The sequence below is a fragment of the Streptomyces sp. NBRC 110035 genome (assembly GCF_000829695.1).
GTDB lineage: Bacteria > Actinomycetota > Actinomycetes > Streptomycetales > Streptomycetaceae > Streptomyces.
Genome location: NZ_BBNN01000019.1, coordinates 77941 through 94142 on the forward strand (window position 1 = coordinate 77941; position 16202 = coordinate 94142).

The following is a 16202-nucleotide window of genomic DNA, read 5'->3' on the forward strand; positions in this document are numbered from 1 at the left end:
TCAGCTCACCACTCCGGTCATGACGCCCACGGGAACGGCGAGGAAACCGATCGTGAGCAGCAGCGCGAGGACGTTCGCCAGGGCCTTCAGGGCGCGGTCGCGGGCGCGGCTGCCGACGCCGAGGGTCTGGGCGGCGCTCCAGAAACCGTGCCGGATGTGCAGGCCGACGGCGAGCACCGCGACGATGTAGATGACGTTGCCGTACCAGGTGGAGAAGGTGTCCACGACGTTCTGGTAGGGCTTGCCCGCCTCGAAGCCGCCGGAGTGCACGTGGCCGGTGGTCAGGTCGAGGATGTGCCAGACGATGAACAGGGCGAGGATGATCCCGCCCCAGCGCATGGTGCGCGTGGCGTAGCCGGCCCGCGCCTTCTTGTGGACGTACTTGCTGGGGCGCGCCCTGATGTCGCGGCGGCTGAGCTGGTACGCGGAGACGGCGTGCGCGACGACCGCGGCGACGAGCACGACTCGGACCACCCACAGGGCCCACTCGTGGTGCAGGAGGGGCTCGCCCATGGTGCGCAGCCAGTGCGCGTACGCGTTGAACTCGGGCGCGCCGAAGTAGATCTTCAGGTTGCCGAGCATGTGGGCGACCAGGTAGAGCAGCATGATCAGACCGCTGACGGCCATCACTGTCTTCTTGCCGACGGTCGAGTCCCACACGGTGCGTGCCATGGACGGCCGTCGGTCCGTCCGCGTTGCCAGAGCCATGTCACAGCACGCTAGGGCCAAAGGTCCCCATCGGTCCAAGACATGGAACACCTCGTTTCCATAGCCATCTCCTATGAGGCGACTATGCTGGGCCCATGCAGTTCCAGCAGCTCCAGTACTTCGTGGCGGTCTCCGAGACCCGGCACTTCACCCGGGCCGCGGAGAGGGTCCACGTGGCGCAGCCGTCCCTCTCCCAGCAGATCAGGGCACTGGAGCGGGAACTGGGCGCGGATCTGTTCCTGCGGGCCCGCGGGAACATCACGCTGACCGACGCGGGCGAGGCGCTGCTGCCGCTGGCCCGGCGCATCCTCGCCGACGCGGACACGGCCCGGCACGAGGTGCAGGAGCTGGCACAGCTGCGCAGCGGCCGGGTCAGGCTGGGGGCCACCCCCAGCCTGTGCACCGGTCTGCTGCCGGACGTGCTGCGCGCCTTCCACGACCGCTATCCGGGCGTCCGGCTGCTGATCGAGGAGGGCGGCTCCCACGACCTGGTGCGCGAGCTGGCCCGCGGTGCCCTGGACCTGGCCCTGGTCGTGCTGCCCCTGCCGACCCCCTCCCCAGCGCTCACCACGGTGGAGCTGCTGCGCGAGGACCTGGTGGTGGTGTCCTCCCCGGACGCCCCGAAACCCGGACGGGGCCGGCGCACCGTGCGTGTCGCCGACCTGGAGGGCGAGCGTCTGGTGATGTTCCGGCACGGCTACGACCTGCGGGAGCTGACGGTGGCCGCGTGCCGCGCGGAGGGCTTCGAGCCGGACTTCGCGGTGGAGGGCGGGGAGATGGACGCCGTGCTGGGCTTCGTCCGGGCGGGCCTGGGCTTCGCCGTCGTGCCCCGCATGGTCGCCGCGCGGTCCGGTCAGGGACTGCGGGTCACCCCTCTGGCCCACCCCGGCCTCGACCGCACCATCGCCCTGGCCCACCGCAGCGACGTGGCTCCGCCACGGGCGGCCCGGGAGCTCCAGCGGATGCTGCTGGAACGGTGAGCGCCGGCCGCACCGGCCGGTGGCCGGGTGGCCGGCCACCGGCCGGTACTGCACCCGCTGCGCGGCCGGCACCCTCACTGCGCCGCCCCGGCCAGGCCGTCGGCGTGAGGGATTCAGCCCGTCGCGTCCACCAGGGCCAGTTCGTGCAGCCGCTCCGGTGGACCCGGGCGTGCGTAGTACCAGCCCTGGGCGGTGTCGCAGCCGAGGATGCGGAGCTGTTCGGCCTGGGCTCCCGTCTCGACACCCTCCACCGTCACCGCGAGGTCGAGGCTGTGGGCCAGGGAGACGATCCCCTCGACGATCTTGAGATCGACCGGGTCCGCCGGAAACTGCTGCATGCTCTGGGTGAAGGAACGGTCCAGCTTGAGGACACTCACCGGGAGGCGGCGCAGGTTGGCGAGGTTGGAGTAGCCGGTGCCGAAGTCGTCCAGAGCGATGTCGACGCCCATCTCCGCGAGCCGGCGCAGCGGCTTCAGCAGGTCGTCGTCCGCGCCGATCAGCGCCGACTCGGTCACCTCCAGGCACAGCGCGTCCGGCTCCACGCCGGTGCGCTCCAGGATGTCGACGGTGTCCTGGACCAGGCCGGGGTGGGCGAGCTGGCAGGGCGAGAGGTTCACGTTGATGCGCAGCGGGCCGAGCGTGTCCGCGCCGCCGTGCCGCTGCTGCCATGTGCGGGCCTGCCGCACGGACTGCTCGAGCACCCAGCGGCCCAGCGGGACGATCAGCCCGGTGTGCTCGGCGAGCGGGATGAACCGGTCCGGCGACAGCACCCCGTGCTGCGGGTGCAGCCAGCGCACCAGCGCCTCGGCACCCCGGACACTGCCGTCACCGAGGTGGACCAGCGGCTGGTACTCGATGAAGAACTCGCCCCGTTCCAGCGCCGCGGGCAGCGCCGTGGTGAGGCCGTGCCGGGTGATGGCGCGGGCGTCGGACTCCGGGTCGGCGAGCTCGAAACGGTTGCCGCCCGCCGACTTGGCCCGGTACATGGTGATGTCGGCGCTGCGCAGCACCTCCGCCGGACCGCGCTCCCCGGCCGGTCCCTCGACCACGCCGATGCTGCCGCGCACGGTCAGGTCCCTGCCGTCGACGCCGACGGGGGCGAGCAGCGCGTTCATGATGCGGGCGGCGAGTTCGTGGACCGTGTGCTGGGTGTCGGGGCCCGTGGTCAGCGCCACGAACTCGTCGCCGCCGAGCCGGGCGACCATCTCACCGGGCGCGGTGGCACAGGACTGGAGCCGGTCGGCGACCTCGACGAGCAGCCGGTCACCGGCCGCGTGCCCGAGACTGTCGTTGACGGTCTTGAAGCCGTCCAGGTCGAGGTAGCACAGGCCGAAGCGCTGTCCCTCGCCCGCGTTCAGCGCCTTCTCGAGCCGCTCGAAGAAGAACGTGCGGTTGGGCAGACCGGTCAGCGCGTCGTGGGTGGCCTCGTAGCGCAGCCGGAGGTTGAGCAGCCGCCGCTCGGTGGTGTCCTCCATGAGCGCGAGCTGGTACTGCGGTTCACCGTCGGCGTCGCGCAGCAGGGACACCGTGAGGTTGGTCCACAGCACCGTGCCGTCGGGCCGGTAGAACGCCTTCTCGAGGTGGTAGTGCTCGCGCTCGCCGCGTACCAGCTCGTCGTAGAGGGCCCAGGTCTGCGGGGCGTCGTCGGGGTGCGTCCACTCCGGGACACCGCGGCTGCGCAGGCTCTGTTCGGACAGGCCGAACATGCGCCGCAGGGCGGCGTTGACCTGGAGGATGTTGCCCTTGAGGTCGGCGATGCCGATGCCTATGGCCGCGCCCTCGAAGACCGCGCGGAACCTGGCCTCGGTGTCGTGCAGGGCCTGTGCCACCACGCCCTGCGCCCGCAGCGCGGCCTGGGCGATGGCCTCCTGCTCGGCCAGCGTCCGCTCGCGCAGCGCCTGCGCGTATCCGGCGGCCATGGCGTGCTGCACTCTGGCACTGCGCGCCCGCAGGTCCTCGCGGTCGCCGTCGCCGCCGCAGTACAGGACGAGGTAGGCGTCCACGCAGTCCAGGGTCCGGCTGAGCGCCTCCGGGTCGGTGCAGTGTGCCCGGACCAGGGCGGCGCCGACCTCCTTGCCGGTGTCCGGGTCGAACGCCCTCGCCCGTAGCGCCTCGCTCAACCGCCGCGCCAGCGGGAGCAGTTGCTTCTCCAACTCCGGCCGGGTCGACGAGGTCGAGGTCACCGGGAAGACCGCCCGGCTCCAGATCGTCGCGAACCGGCGCAGTCTGTCCTCCGGCCCGTCCGGCTCCGCGCTCACGCGGTACGCCCCACGCCCGCGTAAGCGGAGAAGGCGTAGGGATCCTCGTCCTCCGGTGCGGTGTCCGGCCGCCACTTCGGCATCGGCACCAGTCCGGGTTCCACCATGTCGTACCCCTCGAAGAACCGCGCGATCTCGTCGCGCGAGCGCATGATCAACGGGTTGCGGATGTCCTTGTACACGTCCACCGCGCCACCGGCCCGCTCCGGCGGCAGCGGAATTCCCTCGTACGAGGCATGGGTGAGCATCAGCATACTGCCGGGCGCGAGTGCGTCGCGCAGCTGGGCCACCGCCGCGTACGGGTCCTCCGCGTCGTCCACGAAGTGGAGGACGGCGACGAGCAGCAGCGCCACCGGGCGTTTCAGGTCGATCAGGTGTCCGACCTCGTCACTGCCCAGGATCTCCTGGGGCTTACGAAGGTCCGCGGCGACAACGGCCGCGTCCTCGTTGCCCTCGAGGACGGCCTGGCTGTGCGCGACGGCCACCGGGTCGTGGTCGACGTAGACCACCCGCGCGCCGGGAGCGGCAGCCTGCGCCACCTCGTGCACATTGCCGAACGTCGGGATGCCGGAGCCGATGTCCAGGAACTGGGTGACGCCCTCACCGGCCGCGAACCGCACCGCCCGGCGCAGGAACCCCCTGTTCGCCTGCATGACCTTCGGCAGCCCCGGCATGAACTCCATGGCCCTGCGGGCCGCTTCCCGGTCGACCTCGAAGTTGTGCGAACCGCCCAGGTAGTAGTCGTACATCCGGGAAACGCTGGGCACCGTGATGTCGATGCTCCGCGGGGCCCAGGCGGGACGCTCCATCTATCTCTCCACAGCGTTGGCGATCCGGTGTCCGAGCAGAGGCTACTGATCGCTCGCCAATGGAGCGACCCCAAACGGAAATTGACCATCCGTTCCCGGTCACTGCCTACGGCATGTGCCGAATGGGCAACCGTGAGCACACTACGAAAAGCATGCACGGCATTCCGGAGAGTTCCGGCACCTGAAGAAGCCGGGCGCACACAATGGCGCGACGCACGGAGAAAAGGGCGAGCGGCGCAGGAAAGGTGAAGAGCGCCGGAAATTCCGCGAGTTCCGGTGAATCACGGCAAAACGGTCCGCCTCTCCGCGGGACACGGAGAGGCGGACCGGGGGCCACGGCGCCGGAGGGGAACGACGCCCCGGGGAGGTGGTGCTACTTCTCCGGCGCGCCGACGGGCTCTCCGTCCGGCCGCACCGCGTACCAGGTCCCGCCGACGCCCTGGCCGTTGGTGTCACCGGCGGCCTTGTCGCCCGCGAAGGTGTAGATCGGCCAGCAGTTGATCGTCTGCTGCTCGGCCTTGTTGTCGGGGCGGGTGAAGGTCATGTAGTTCTTCTTCTGGATGCCCTTGGTGTCGTTGATGTCGACCGGCGCCACCGCCGGCCACTTCTCCAGGCAGGCACCGGTACAGGCGGAGACCGGGTCGGGCCAGGCCTCGTCCTTCATGAAGCGGTAGACGGTCCTGCCGTCCTTGTCGACGACGATCTCGCCGAGTTCGGGATCCTCCCGGGTGGACAGGCCGGGCTGCTCGCCGGCCTCCTGCGCCTTCTTGCCCTCGGGGGTCAGCGCGAACCACTTGCCGCCCACGCCCTGGCCCTTGACGTCACCGGCGTTGACGTCCTTGACGTAGTGGTAGGCGGGCCAGCCGTCGACGGTGAGCTGCTTGGTGCCGTCGGCCCGGGTGACCTCACCGAGGAGGGACTCGTCGATGCCCTCACCGGCCGCGGCGTCGTCGGCGAGCACCGGCGGCCAGGTCTCGGCGCAGTCGCCGTCGCAGTTGGACTTGGGAGGCTCGGCGGTGTCCTGGTCGAAGCGGTAGAGCGTGAGTCCGAGCTCGTCCGTCACCAGCTTGCCGAGTTCGGCGTTGCTGGCGACGGCCAGCTTGCCCGCACCGCCGGCCGGGCTCGCGGAGGCCTCCGTGCCGGCCCCGGTGTCGATGCCTCCGAGGTCTCCGGGCGCGGCCGAGGCGCCCACGTTCTGACTGCCGGCCGGCGGCGGGGTGTCCTGACCGCACGCCGTCGTCAGCGTCAGCACCGCCGCGGCGCTCACCACCAGTGAGGCGGTCCGCCAGGAGGTCTTCATCTAAACTCCAGATCATCACAAGGGTGTTGCAGCGCCCTGCTGCGCCGCCGCTCGACGTGGAGTACGCATGAGCGCACCTGCCGTGTTCAACGCGGGTCGATATTTCTTCCGGAGCCCGTTGTTCCTCCCTTTATCACCCGGTCCGTCCCATGCATCACACATCCGCTCGCGCTCTCCCATCGAGTGATCGGCGCAGGATCAAACAGGATTTGCCGGATTTAACTCCATTGGGTTAATCACCCGGAACTGACACGCGTCCCGGCGGAGCGCGGCTCATGATCTCCATCGTGCAAGGACTCGTACCGACCCGATCCGCCCTCGTCGCCAGGGCGTTGGCGACGGCGACGCTGACCTGGGCGCTCACCGGCGCGCCGGGCACGGCGGTGGCCGACGCGTGCGCCTACGCCTCGACGGGCCCGGAGGGAACGGAGGCGGTGGCGGTCGTCGGAAACCTGACCTGGCCACTCCCCCCGGCCTGTTCACCCCCCGCACCCCCGCCCGCACCACCCCCTCCGCCACCCGCGCCCCCGCCCGCACCACCTCCTCCGCCACCCGCGCCCGAACCCACTCCGCCCCCGCCACCACCCGCTCCCCCGCCACCGAAGTCCGAGCCCACCACCACGGCACCCGATCCCCCGCCCCCCTCACCCCCACGCCAGGCCCGCCCGGCGCCACCCCCCGCACGTCCGGCCCCGCCCCTTCCCCCACCTCCCCCGCCGCCACCGAGCCCCTCATCCACCCCGTCGGCCACCCCTGCACCCCGCCCCTCCGTGACGCCCGTGCACTACCCCCGGTACCGCGCCGCGCGTCCGGTCGAGCGGCCGTCCGGTGGTGCCACGTCACCGCTCACCTTCGTCCTGCTCATCATCACGCCCGCGGTCGTCGCCATCGCCGCGCTGCGGCCTCGCTGAGCCCCGGGCCCGCCCGTCCCCGCCGAACCCGACAATCCGCCGTGGAGGCACCTCTTGCCGGAATGGCTCGTTCTCACCCTCGCGATGCTGGCCGTCTGCGTCGTGGTGGTCGTCATCACCCTCGTACGCCACCGCACGGCTCCCGACGACGAGGACCCCAGCGAGACCCCGGACGTCATCGAGTACATGACGATGTGGATCGGCGTGGTGTACGCCATCGTCCTGGGCCTTGCCATCGCCGGGGTCTGGGAGGGACGCAGCGCCGCCCAGGACCACGTACGGGCGGAGGCGGTGGCACTGCACGAGATCTCGGAGCGGGTACGGACCTATCCGGCCGACGTCCGCGACCGCATTCGGGACGATGTCAACGCCTATGTCGGACACGTCGTGACCACCGAGTGGCGCGCCATGGCCGACGACGGACAGGTCACCGGGCGCGGAACCGAGTTGCTCGACCGGATCCGCCGGGACGTCACCGACTACGAACCGCGGACGGACTTCGAGGCCCAGGCCTATCAGCCGCTCGTCGACCAGGTGTCCGCCGCCGACCAGGCACGCGCCGCCCGTGCGGAGTCGACCGGGGAGACCATGCCGGGCGTGGTGTGGTTCGGGCTGATCGGCGGGGCCGTCATCACCATCGGGATGATCTTCGCGCTGCAGATCCGGCGCACCCGGCGGGAACTGGTCCTCGCCGGCCTGTTCTCGGCTCTGATCGCCTTCCTGCTCTTCCTGATCTGGGATTTCGACGCGCCGTTCAGCCGTGGCCTCGCCGCGTCGGCCGATCCGTTCCGCCTCCTGTTCCCCGACGTCGGGAGCTGACCGTTTCGCACCACGGTGGTGGTCCAGAGCTGTGCGCCACGCCGTACGTGTCCCCCTTCCGCAGTACCGGTGGTCCCTCCTTCGGCCCACAGGAGTGACCCGTTCGCGCGACTGCGATCGCGCCACCCGGCGCGGTTTCCTAGCGTTTCGGACATCGAGCCGCATTCCTGAGCGCGGGCGGAACAGGTCCGCCGCTGCTCCTCGGGACCCGGAGGACTCACCATGCACGCGATACGCGTCGCTTCCGCCACACCCCTGGGCGTCAGCGCCCCGGCCCTCGCCGTCGCGCCGGGTGCCGTCGCCGTGGGCGGCGATGTCACACCGTCAGGCTTCGGTGTCCGGCCCGCCCTCGTCGAGCCCGGCGACCGGGTCACTCTGTGGGTGGACCGGGCAGGCGGCGGGTGCGAGGGACACGGGACGGTCCCCTCGCCGGTCTTCGACACGGTGACCGTCCCGGGGGAGCGCTCGAAGGCGACGGCGGAGGTGTACCGGGACGTCGGGCCCGGCGCGGTCCACCAGGTGGCGTTCACCTGTGAGGGTGTCACCGGCACCACCAGTCCGGCCGTCTCCGGTGGCCGCCCCGTACCGCTCCCCTCTCCGCTGCCCGTGGAAGCCGGGGGCGCGACCGGGTACCCGAGGGGGGTGGTGCACGCCGGGGAGGGCGGCACTCCGGCCGGCCTCGCCGTGGGCGGGGCCGGGCTCGGCGCCGCACTCGTCACGGGCCCGGTGGACGCCGTGTACCGCTTCACCCGCCGTGACGGTGCACGGGACGGCACCTGACGGCCCCACACGGCTGCGCCCCGGACCCGGTCGGGGATCCGGGGCGCGGCCTCCAGTCACACGTGCGAAACGGCCGCCGGGAAGGGCTGGGATCAGAACTGCTTCTCGGCGCGGCGGCGCATCCAGAAGACACCGCCGGCGGCGGCCGCGGCGGCCACCAGTCCACCGCCGATGGCCATGTCGGTCGGGGTCGCACCGTCGGTGCTGCTGCCGCCGAGGCCACCGCGGACCCCGCCGATGACGGTGAAGGCGGCGGGCCGGGTCAGGCTGCGGCCGGAGCAGTGCACCGTGATGTCGTACGAGCCGGGGCGGGCGTCGTCGTCGATGGTGGCGGTGCCCTTCGCGGTGTCGCCGGAGCCGTGGACCGGAGTCAGGTTGGTCCTGGGGAAGGCGTTGGACGTGGCGTGGCCACCGTTGGGGCAGCCGTCGACGGTGATGGTCAGCTGGCCGCCACGGGCGATGACGCTGGGCAGGGCGACGATGTTGGACGGGCTGGGGACCCGGCCGCCGTCCGCGACGGCGGCCGGGGCGGCGAGCCCGAGGACGGCGACCGCGGCGCCGGCGGACGCCAGGGCACGTGACTTTCGCATGTGTTCCTCCGCGGAAGGCGCCCCGGGGCCGGTCCCCGGTCGATCGGCGAGAAAGCGCCTCCCAGGAAGACCCTCAGTTGCCCTGTCCCGGCGCGCATTTCGGCGATGGTCCGTCCCGGTGAGGCGATGGTCCGCCCACCTCCGTGGTTTCGGATATCACCGCAGGTCACTGACCGTCAGAGGATCTTCGTTCGGCGGCACCCCGGATGGCTCACCGATCACCGCGCGGCCACCCGTTCGCCTCTTCCCCGTCGCCGGTTCCCTGCGCCGCCTCTAGCGTTTCTGCCATGCGCGACTGATACGGCGACGGCCGTGTCGAGAGGGGAAAAGCGAATGTCTGCTTTCGAACCGGCCGAATTCGAAGAGGAGGCGCGGCGGAAAAAGCGTGCTCCGTGGGGCGTGATAGCGCTGGTCCTGCTCACCGGTCTCGCGCTCATCCGCAACGGTTCGGGGGAGTTCGACGAGGGACCGCCGCAACCCGCCGGTGCCGCCGCCACGGACAGCCGGGTGCCCGGCGCCTCCACGGCCCCGGCGATGCGGCCGCTGCCGTACTCGGTTCCGGGACAGGTCCGGATTCCTGCGATCCAGGTGGACGCGCCGGTGATGGCGGTGGGGCTGGACGCGGAGGGGTGGGTGGACGCGCCGCCGCCCGAGGACCCCAATCTGGCGGGCTGGTTCACCGGTGGGGTCACTCCCGGCGAGAAGGGCACGGCGGTCGTGGTCGGCCACGTCGACAACCATCTGGGCCCGGCCGTCTTCTACGGGCTCGGGGCCCTGAAGAAGGGCAACCGCGTCGAGATCGAGCGCAAGGACGGAAAGACCGCGGTGTTCGAGATCTACGGCATCGAGGTCTTCGCGAAGAACGACTTCCCCGGTGACCGGGTCTACAACTCGAAGGGCGCGGCGGAACTGCGGGTCATCACCTGCGGCGGTGGTTTCACCCAGCAGGACGGTTACGACGGGAACGTCGTCGTCTTCGCCCGCCTCGCCGGGGTCCGCTGAGCGGCCGGCCCCCTCCGGCCGGGCGGACGGGACCGACCGGAGGGACGGTACGCGCTCAGACGTACTGCCGGCGGGGCACCGTCACCCGGTAGCCGGAGTCGAGCAGTTCGGGCAGATAGGCGCGCAGGGCCCGCACGCTCTGGGAGCGGTCGCCCCCGGCGTCGTGCGAGAGCACCACGACGCCGGGGGCGGCGCCGTTCTCCACCCGGTCGACGATGGTGCGGGTGCCGGGGCTGGTCCAGTCGAGGGTGTCGACGGTCCAGGCGAGCGGTTCCATACCCAGTTCTGCGCCGAGTTGGAAGGTGGCGCGGTTCCAGGCTCCGTAGGGCGCGCGGAACCAGTGGGGTCGCTCGCCGTACCCCTCCTCGATGATGTCGCTGGTGCGTTCCATCTCGAAGCGGATCCTGCCGCGGGTCAGCCGGGTGAGCAGGGGGTGGGACCAGGTGTGGTTGCCGACGACGTGTCCCTCGTCGGCCATGCGGGCGAGCAGGTCCTTGTGGGGGGAGACCATTTCCCCGCACACGAAGAACATCGCGCGGACGTCGTACGCGGCGAGCGTGTCGAGGATGTCCGGGGTGTAGCGGGGGTCGGGCCCGTCGTCGAAGGTCAGCACCATGGTGCTGCCCCGTCCGGACACGCGCAGCAGCGGTGCGCTCCGCACCTGCGTTCTGCCGAGCAGGGCCTGGTGCGAGCCGTGGCCGGTGAGGGGTCTGAGCCGGTACGCGGAGGGCTTGAGCGGACGGCCTGCGGCCTGGGCTCCGGCGGCGGGCGTGGCGGGACGTGCCGCGTCGGTGCCGGAACCCGTCATGAGGAGTCCGGCCGCGCCGGCCGCCCCCACGACGGCGGCGCCGGTGAACAGGGCCCGGCGCCGCGTGAGCATCTGATCCTTCTGCATGACTCATCAGTCGCCCGCCCGGTGGCGGGTGGATCTCCGCAGCACCGGTACGGCGGGGCCTTTCCACCCGCCCGGCCCAGTACCGCCGCCGTACGGGTGTCCGACAGCCTCGGCGCCGCGACGGGGAAGCGCTCGACGCGGTTCGAACGGGGTACGGACGGCCCGAAGGTGATCGTGGTCGAAGTGGACGGCTCCGGTTCCTCCCTCCGGGCGGCGGCCTACGCCTCCGGCACGGCCCGGCGTCAGCACGCTCTGCCCGCCGTCGTGTACGCGCAGCCGGCGGCGGGCGCGGCGCTCGGGGCGCCGGTGGCGGAGGCGACCGGCGGGATCGCCGAGGACCTGGTGAGGCAGGTCGGGGAGGCGTCCGAGCGGGCGCGGGGGGTTCGACTTCCGCTGGGAGTTCCACACGTTCCGCGGCGAGCCGTACAACGACATGGTGAAGGCCGCGGGCGGAGCGGCCCTCGTCGCCCCTGAGGCGGCCGGGGTGACACCGCGGTCCCGCGCGGCCGGGGCCCGGACGGCCGGATTCCGGCGGTCGGTGCTCCCGGGACCGCCGGGCGGCGCCCGCGGCGAGGACGACGGTGACCGCCTTCGGGCCGTCCGGCGTGCGGGAACGGTCGCCAGGACCGTTCGTCGAACCGTTCGTCGACGCGATCGACCGTCCGCCGCACGCCGTTGTGCGCTCTCTGTCCCCGGCGGGCGCCGTACGTTGCCATACCGCCATGACGGCCGGAATGACACTCATGAACGGGACAACCGCCGAACACGAACTCGCCGCCCTGCAACGCGAGCACGGCCGGCCCCTCTTCGCGCTGCTGCTCCGGCTCTGCGACGGGGACCGGCAGCGCGCCGAGGACCTCGTCCAGGAGACGCTGGTACGCGCCTGGCAGCATCCCGAGGCGCTGCGCGCCGACGACTTCGAGTCCGTACGGCCCTGGCTGATGACCGTGGGCCGGCGGCTCGCCATCGACGCGCGGCGGGCCCGGCAGGCCCGGCCGCCCGAGGTCGGCGACGCGGTGCTGGAGAACGCGCGGGTGATCTCCGACCACGCCGAACGGGCCGCGGCGGCGCTCGACGTCCGCCAGGCTGTGAAGACTCTCACTCCGGAGCACCGTGAAGTCCTGGTGCTCGTGTACTTCCAGGGGGCGAGTGTGGCGGAGGCCGCGGCGGCCCTGGGGATACCGCCCGGTACCGTGAAGTCCCGCGCGTACTACGCGCTGCGCGCCCTGCGCCGGGTGCTTCCCGGATACGCTGCCGACCTGCGGTGAAACCGGCGGCCGGGTCAAACCTCCGTAAAGTGCCTTGCCGACCACCCCCGTCGGGTAATCGGCTGTCCTCATCCGTGCTGCGGACCGGGGGCCCGTGTTCGGGCGACGCGCACGTACCGGAGGAGGGCTGGAAGGGATGCCGCGCAGAGGTCAAGAGAGCACCGACGGCACGGGCGACGGCGAACTGGCCGTCCCCATGGCCTGGTTGTACGCCGAGTACATCGCCGACGAACTGCTGCGCAGCGGCGATCTGATGCCGCCGACGTCCTTCGAGTTCCGGGCCGGACGGGAGGCGCTGGCGCTGACCGTCTTCCTGTCCGACACCGACGGCGAGCTCTCCGGCATCCGGGTGATCACCCGGCTGGAGACCTGGCTGTCGCTGACCGCGTACGACCAGCCGTGGCAGGAGTGGGTGGGGGAACGCCTGGCAGACCTGACCGCGGAAGCCGCCACCGCGACCGCCGCCGTCCGGGCCCCGGTGGATCCCGACCTGGAGCTCGCCCGGTCGGCCTGGCGGTGGCTGCGGGAGACGGAGCTGCTGGCACCCGATCTGAACGCGGTGCCGGGCGGCCTCGCGGGGGCCGGGGAGGACGAGGGGCCGAAGGTGTGGACGCCCGCGTGGCAGCTCGGGCTGCCGCTCGGGCACCTCGCCATCCACCTTTTTTAGTTTTCCGCCGAGTCGGACCAATCCGCGGGCCGGAGGGCTCCGAACCCTTTGGTTACGATTCGGCATGCGGCTTGAGTGAATCGACTGCCTGGTACGTACCGGTGGGAGCAAGGAGTAACCCCACCCACACCCAACGGCACGAGGATTCGGCATGAGGTCCCTGGAAAGGCATCGCGACGTCGGCGCGTACGCGCTCGGCGTGCTGGACGAGGCGGAGGCCTTCCGCTTCGAGGACCACCTCATGGAGTGCCCCAGCTGCGCTGCACAGGTGACCGAATTCGGTGCGACGACACGGCAGTTGATGCTGTATCGGCGCTCCACCCCGCCGCTGACGCACCCGATGCCCAGGCCGGGCCCGCGGATGCTGGACCGGCTGCTGTCCGAGGTGGCGGTCCGCAACCGGGCGGTGCGCCGTCGGCTGCTGTTCGCACTGGCCGCCTCGGTGGTGCTCGCGACCACCGCGCCGGCGCTCGCCGTGCTGTCGTCGGGCGGCGGCGGGCGGGCGCCCGCGAGCATCGTGGCGACCGATGAGCGGTCCGGGGTGTGGGCGGAGATCACGACGGCGGACGAGGACTGGGGCAGCCGGCTGCAGCTGAAGGTCAAGGACGGCGCGGGGCCCCGGGTCTGCCGGCTGGTGGTGGTGGGCCGGGACGGCTCCGAGGAGACGGTGACCAGTTGGAGCGTGCCCCGTCACGACGCCCGCCCCAACACCATGACGGGCGGCTCCACCCTGCACACCGGGCAGGTCGACCGCTACGAGCTGCGCTCCTCCGACGGCGAGCACCTGGTGACGCTGAAGCCCGGGTGACACCGGGAGGAATCCCCGGAACCCCCGCGGTCACCGGCCCCGGCACGGACCGGACGCGATCTCGCGGACGGTGTCGCCGCGCACCGGGCACGCCCCGCCGGCGCTGCCGTGGCCCCTCGGTCCGCTCTTCTTCGCGGTCCCCGGCCGTCCGGCGGGGGTGGCCCGCAGCGCCTGGGCCCCGGGACGCTCCGGCATCCCTCCGGGGTGCCGCCCCGGACCGGTCAGCGGGAGCCGCGTCCCGTGCCGTCGGCGTCGGCGGCGCGGGCACCGTCACCGGGGTCGTGGTCGGAGGTCCTGGTCACCGAGAACTCGCACCACACGCATTTGCCTCCGCCGCGTGCCTCCACGCCCCACTCGTCCGCGAGCGTCTCGACCAGGAGCAGGCCCCGTCCCGAGACGCCCGACTCCCCCGCCTCGCGGCGGCGCGGCAGGGCGCTGGAGGAGTCGGCCACCTCCACGCGCAGCCGCCGCTCACCGCCGGTGAGCACCCGGAGGGTGACGACGGCGGCCCCCTCGGTGTGCATCAGGGCGTTGGTGATCAGCTCGTCGGCGGCCAGTTCGATCTCGTCGGCGCGGTTCCCGGTGCCCCAGGCACCGACCCCGGCGCGGACCATGCGCCGGGCCTCGACGAGGGCCTCGGGATCACCGGGGGCCACGTGCTGCTGCAGCCGGCCTCCCGCACGCGGGCTGTCCGGCGGGCGGCGGCGCAGCAGGAGGAGGGCCACGTCGTCGTCCACGCCGCGCTCCTCGGCCACGTCGATGAGCCGGTCGGCCAGCTCGCGTACGTCGTCGGGGCCGGTGGTGACGAGCGCGGAGAGGGTCCTGATGCCGTCGTCGAGGTCGGCGCCGGGCTGCTCGACCAGGCCGTCGGTGCACAGCAGCAGCACGTTGCCGGGGTCCAGTTCCATCGTCCCGACCGGGTACTCCAGCCGGTCGAACTCGGCGGACAGGCCGAGCGGCAGCCCGCCCGGCACGTTGACGCGGTGGCAGACGCCGTCGGCACGCCGGACGAGCGGGTCGATGTGGCCGGCCCGGACCACCTGGAGGACACCGGTGGACAGGTCGGCCTCGGCGTACAGGCAGGTCGCGGAGCGGTCGGTGTCGAGTTCGTGCAGGAAGACGGAGGCGCGGGCCATCACGGTGGCCGGCGGGTGCCCTTCGGCGGCGTAGGCCCGGAGCACGATACGCAGCTGGCCCATGACGGAGGCGGCGTGGGTGTCGTGGCCCTGGACGTCGCCGATCACGGCGCCGACCCGGCCCCCGGGCAGCGGGATCAGGTCGTACCAGTCGCCGCCGATGTCCCGGCCGAGGCCGCCGCCGATGCTGGCCGCGCGGTAGCGGACGGCGACGTCGGCGCCGGGCACGCTGGGGATGGTGCGGGGCAGCATGGCCTGCTGGAGTCCCTGCGCGAGGTCCATCTCCTGCTCGTAGAACATGGCCCGCTGCATGCTCTGGGCGATGCTGCTGCACAGGGCGACGAGGATGTTGCGTTCCTCGGGGGTGAAGCCGCGCCGGTCGTTGTAGAGCAGGCCCATGGCGCCGATGGGGCGGGTCTGGACGATGAGCGGCAGGTAGGCCGCCGAGGTGATGTGCAGGTCGGTGAGGTGCGGCCACAGCACCGGGTAGCGTTCGGCGAACTCCTCCGGCGACTCGATGAAGCGCGGGCTCAGGGTCCGTACGGCCTCGCTCATCGGGTACTGCTCGTCGATCCGGGTGATGCGGGTGCCCGGGACGAAGCTGCCGGCGGGCCCTTCGGCGACCAGCCGGATCCGGCCGGCCTCGACCAGGCCCATGACGAGGCTGGTGGCGCCCAGATGGGTGAGGCCGTGGGTGTCCTTGACGACGTCGATGACGTCCTGCACGGTGCGGGCGTGCGCGAGGGCGGCCGTGGTGAGCTGGACGATGTTGGTCTGCCGGCGCAGGGCGCTCTCCTGGGAGGCCCGTTGCCCTCCGGCCTCGCTTCTGGCCTCGTCGTCGCCGAGCTCCTCCGTGGCGTCCCGGACGATGCCGAGGATGTGGCGGGGCCGTCCGGTCGCGTCCCGGCCGATGTAGCCACGGACGTGGGTCCAGGACAGGGTGCCGTCGCGGCGGCGGACCCGGAAGTAGACGCCGCAGTTCTCGCTTCCGTCCTTCAGTGCCTGGGAGACGGCGGTGTCCAGGCGCACGGCCTCGGCGGGCGGGATCCGGGTCGCCAGCACGTCGGGGGCGTTGGATTCGCCGGGGCGCAGGTCGAAGAGGTCACGGGCCTGGGCGTCCATCAGCATCACCCGGGTGTCCAGGTCCCAGTCGAACCTGCCCATGTGGTTGAGCGCCAGGATCGGATCCGGGTCGTCCGGCCAGTCCTCCGGGAGTGACAGGGCGCTCGCTCCCCGATCAGCCATGGACCCACCTTGTCAGGATTCGCCCG

At 72.1% G+C, this 16202-nt stretch carries 15 protein-coding genes and 1 pseudogene; 9 read left to right on the forward strand and 7 right to left on the reverse strand.

The genetic code is table 11. The annotated features are described in order from the left end of the window. Window positions 1–708 carry a succinate dehydrogenase gene (locus TU30_RS08795; protein WP_078878179.1) on the reverse strand — a complete coding sequence of 236 codons (708 nt, stop codon included), beginning with the start codon at window positions 706–708 and terminating at the stop codon, window positions 1–3. 95 nt (window positions 709–803) lie between these two features. On the opposite strand from TU30_RS08795, the gene TU30_RS08800 reads away from it, so the two are divergent. After that, on the forward strand, window positions 804–1688 hold the full coding sequence (locus TU30_RS08800; protein WP_042166801.1) for a LysR family transcriptional regulator: 885 nt from the start codon (window positions 804–806) through the stop codon (window positions 1686–1688). Between the two features lie 113 nt (window positions 1689–1801). On the opposite strand, the gene TU30_RS08805 is transcribed toward TU30_RS08800, so the two are convergent. The 3 genes from TU30_RS08805 to TU30_RS08815 all read right to left on the reverse strand — a co-directional run bounded on the left by TU30_RS08805 (window position 1802) and on the right by TU30_RS08815 (window position 6055). Continuing rightward, window positions 1802–3946, reverse strand: a complete 2145-nt coding sequence (locus tag TU30_RS08805) for a bifunctional diguanylate cyclase/phosphodiesterase (RefSeq protein ID WP_042166805.1) — start codon at window positions 3944–3946, stop codon at window positions 1802–1804. Beyond that, on the reverse strand, window positions 3943–4755 hold the full coding sequence (locus tag TU30_RS08810) for an SAM-dependent methyltransferase (protein ID WP_042166807.1): 813 nt from the start codon (window positions 4753–4755) through the stop codon (window positions 3943–3945). Before TU30_RS08810 ends, TU30_RS08805 begins: the two co-directional genes overlap by 4 nt. Before the next feature lie 373 nt (window positions 4756–5128). After that, window positions 5129–6055, reverse strand: a complete 927-nt coding sequence (locus tag TU30_RS08815; protein ID WP_042166814.1) for an SCO0930 family lipoprotein — start codon at window positions 6053–6055, stop codon at window positions 5129–5131. Window positions 6056–6834: 779 nt separating this feature from the next. Here TU30_RS08815 and TU30_RS37960 point away from each other — a divergent pair. From TU30_RS37960 to TU30_RS08830, 3 genes are all read left to right on the forward strand, one after another. After that, a complete protein-coding gene (locus TU30_RS37960) occupies window positions 6835–6966 on the forward strand; it encodes a hypothetical protein (RefSeq protein WP_042167149.1) in 132 nt (43 codons plus the stop codon). 54 nt (window positions 6967–7020) lie between these two features. Continuing rightward, a complete protein-coding gene (locus tag TU30_RS08825) occupies window positions 7021–7785 on the forward strand; it encodes a DUF4239 domain-containing protein (RefSeq protein WP_042166817.1) in 765 nt (254 codons plus the stop codon). A gap of 222 nt (window positions 7786–8007) precedes the next feature. Continuing rightward, entirely contained in the window at window positions 8008–8565 is a 558-nt protein-coding gene (locus TU30_RS08830; protein ID WP_042166820.1) for a hypothetical protein, read from the forward strand. A 92-nt stretch (window positions 8566–8657) separates the two neighbouring features. Here TU30_RS08830 and TU30_RS08835 read toward each other — a convergent pair whose 3' ends face one another. Beyond that, window positions 8658–9155, reverse strand: coding sequence for a hypothetical protein (locus tag TU30_RS08835; RefSeq protein WP_042166822.1), 498 nt, complete (start codon window positions 9153–9155; stop codon window positions 8658–8660). 333 nt (window positions 9156–9488) lie between these two features. On the opposite strand from TU30_RS08835, the gene TU30_RS08840 reads away from it, so the two are divergent. Then, entirely contained in the window at window positions 9489–10157 is a 669-nt protein-coding gene (locus TU30_RS08840) for a class F sortase (protein WP_042166825.1), read from the forward strand. Between the two features lie 55 nt (window positions 10158–10212). Here TU30_RS08840 and TU30_RS08845 read toward each other — a convergent pair whose 3' ends face one another. Further along, window positions 10213–11052 (reverse strand): polysaccharide deacetylase family protein, encoded by an 840-nt coding sequence (locus TU30_RS08845; protein WP_199816833.1) that lies wholly within the window; start codon window positions 11050–11052, stop codon window positions 10213–10215. A gap of 96 nt (window positions 11053–11148) precedes the next feature. Between TU30_RS08845 and TU30_RS33850 the strand changes: the two are divergent. From TU30_RS33850 to TU30_RS08860, 4 genes and pseudogenes are all read left to right on the forward strand, one after another. Continuing rightward, a pseudogene (locus TU30_RS33850) lies at window positions 11149–11500 on the forward strand (universal stress protein); the annotation flags it as partial. A 274-nt stretch (window positions 11501–11774) separates the two neighbouring features. After that, window positions 11775–12320: a sigma-70 family RNA polymerase sigma factor gene (locus TU30_RS08850; protein ID WP_042167152.1), complete on the forward strand. Its 546-nt coding sequence runs from the start codon at window positions 11775–11777 to the stop codon at window positions 12318–12320. Between the two features lie 136 nt (window positions 12321–12456). Next, window positions 12457–12987: a hypothetical protein gene (locus tag TU30_RS08855; protein ID WP_042166827.1), complete on the forward strand. Its 531-nt coding sequence runs from the start codon at window positions 12457–12459 to the stop codon at window positions 12985–12987. Between the two features lie 151 nt (window positions 12988–13138). Next, the gene (locus TU30_RS08860) at window positions 13139–13795 is read left to right on the forward strand and encodes a zf-HC2 domain-containing protein (RefSeq protein WP_042166829.1); all 657 of its coding nucleotides are present in this window, start codon (window positions 13139–13141) and stop codon (window positions 13793–13795) included. Window positions 13796–14016: 221 nt separating this feature from the next. Here TU30_RS08860 and TU30_RS08865 read toward each other — a convergent pair whose 3' ends face one another. Next, complete coding sequence (locus TU30_RS08865; protein ID WP_078878181.1) at window positions 14017–16176, reverse strand: SpoIIE family protein phosphatase; 2160 nt, start codon at window positions 16174–16176, stop codon at window positions 14017–14019. Window positions 16177–16202 lie beyond the last annotated feature (26 nt).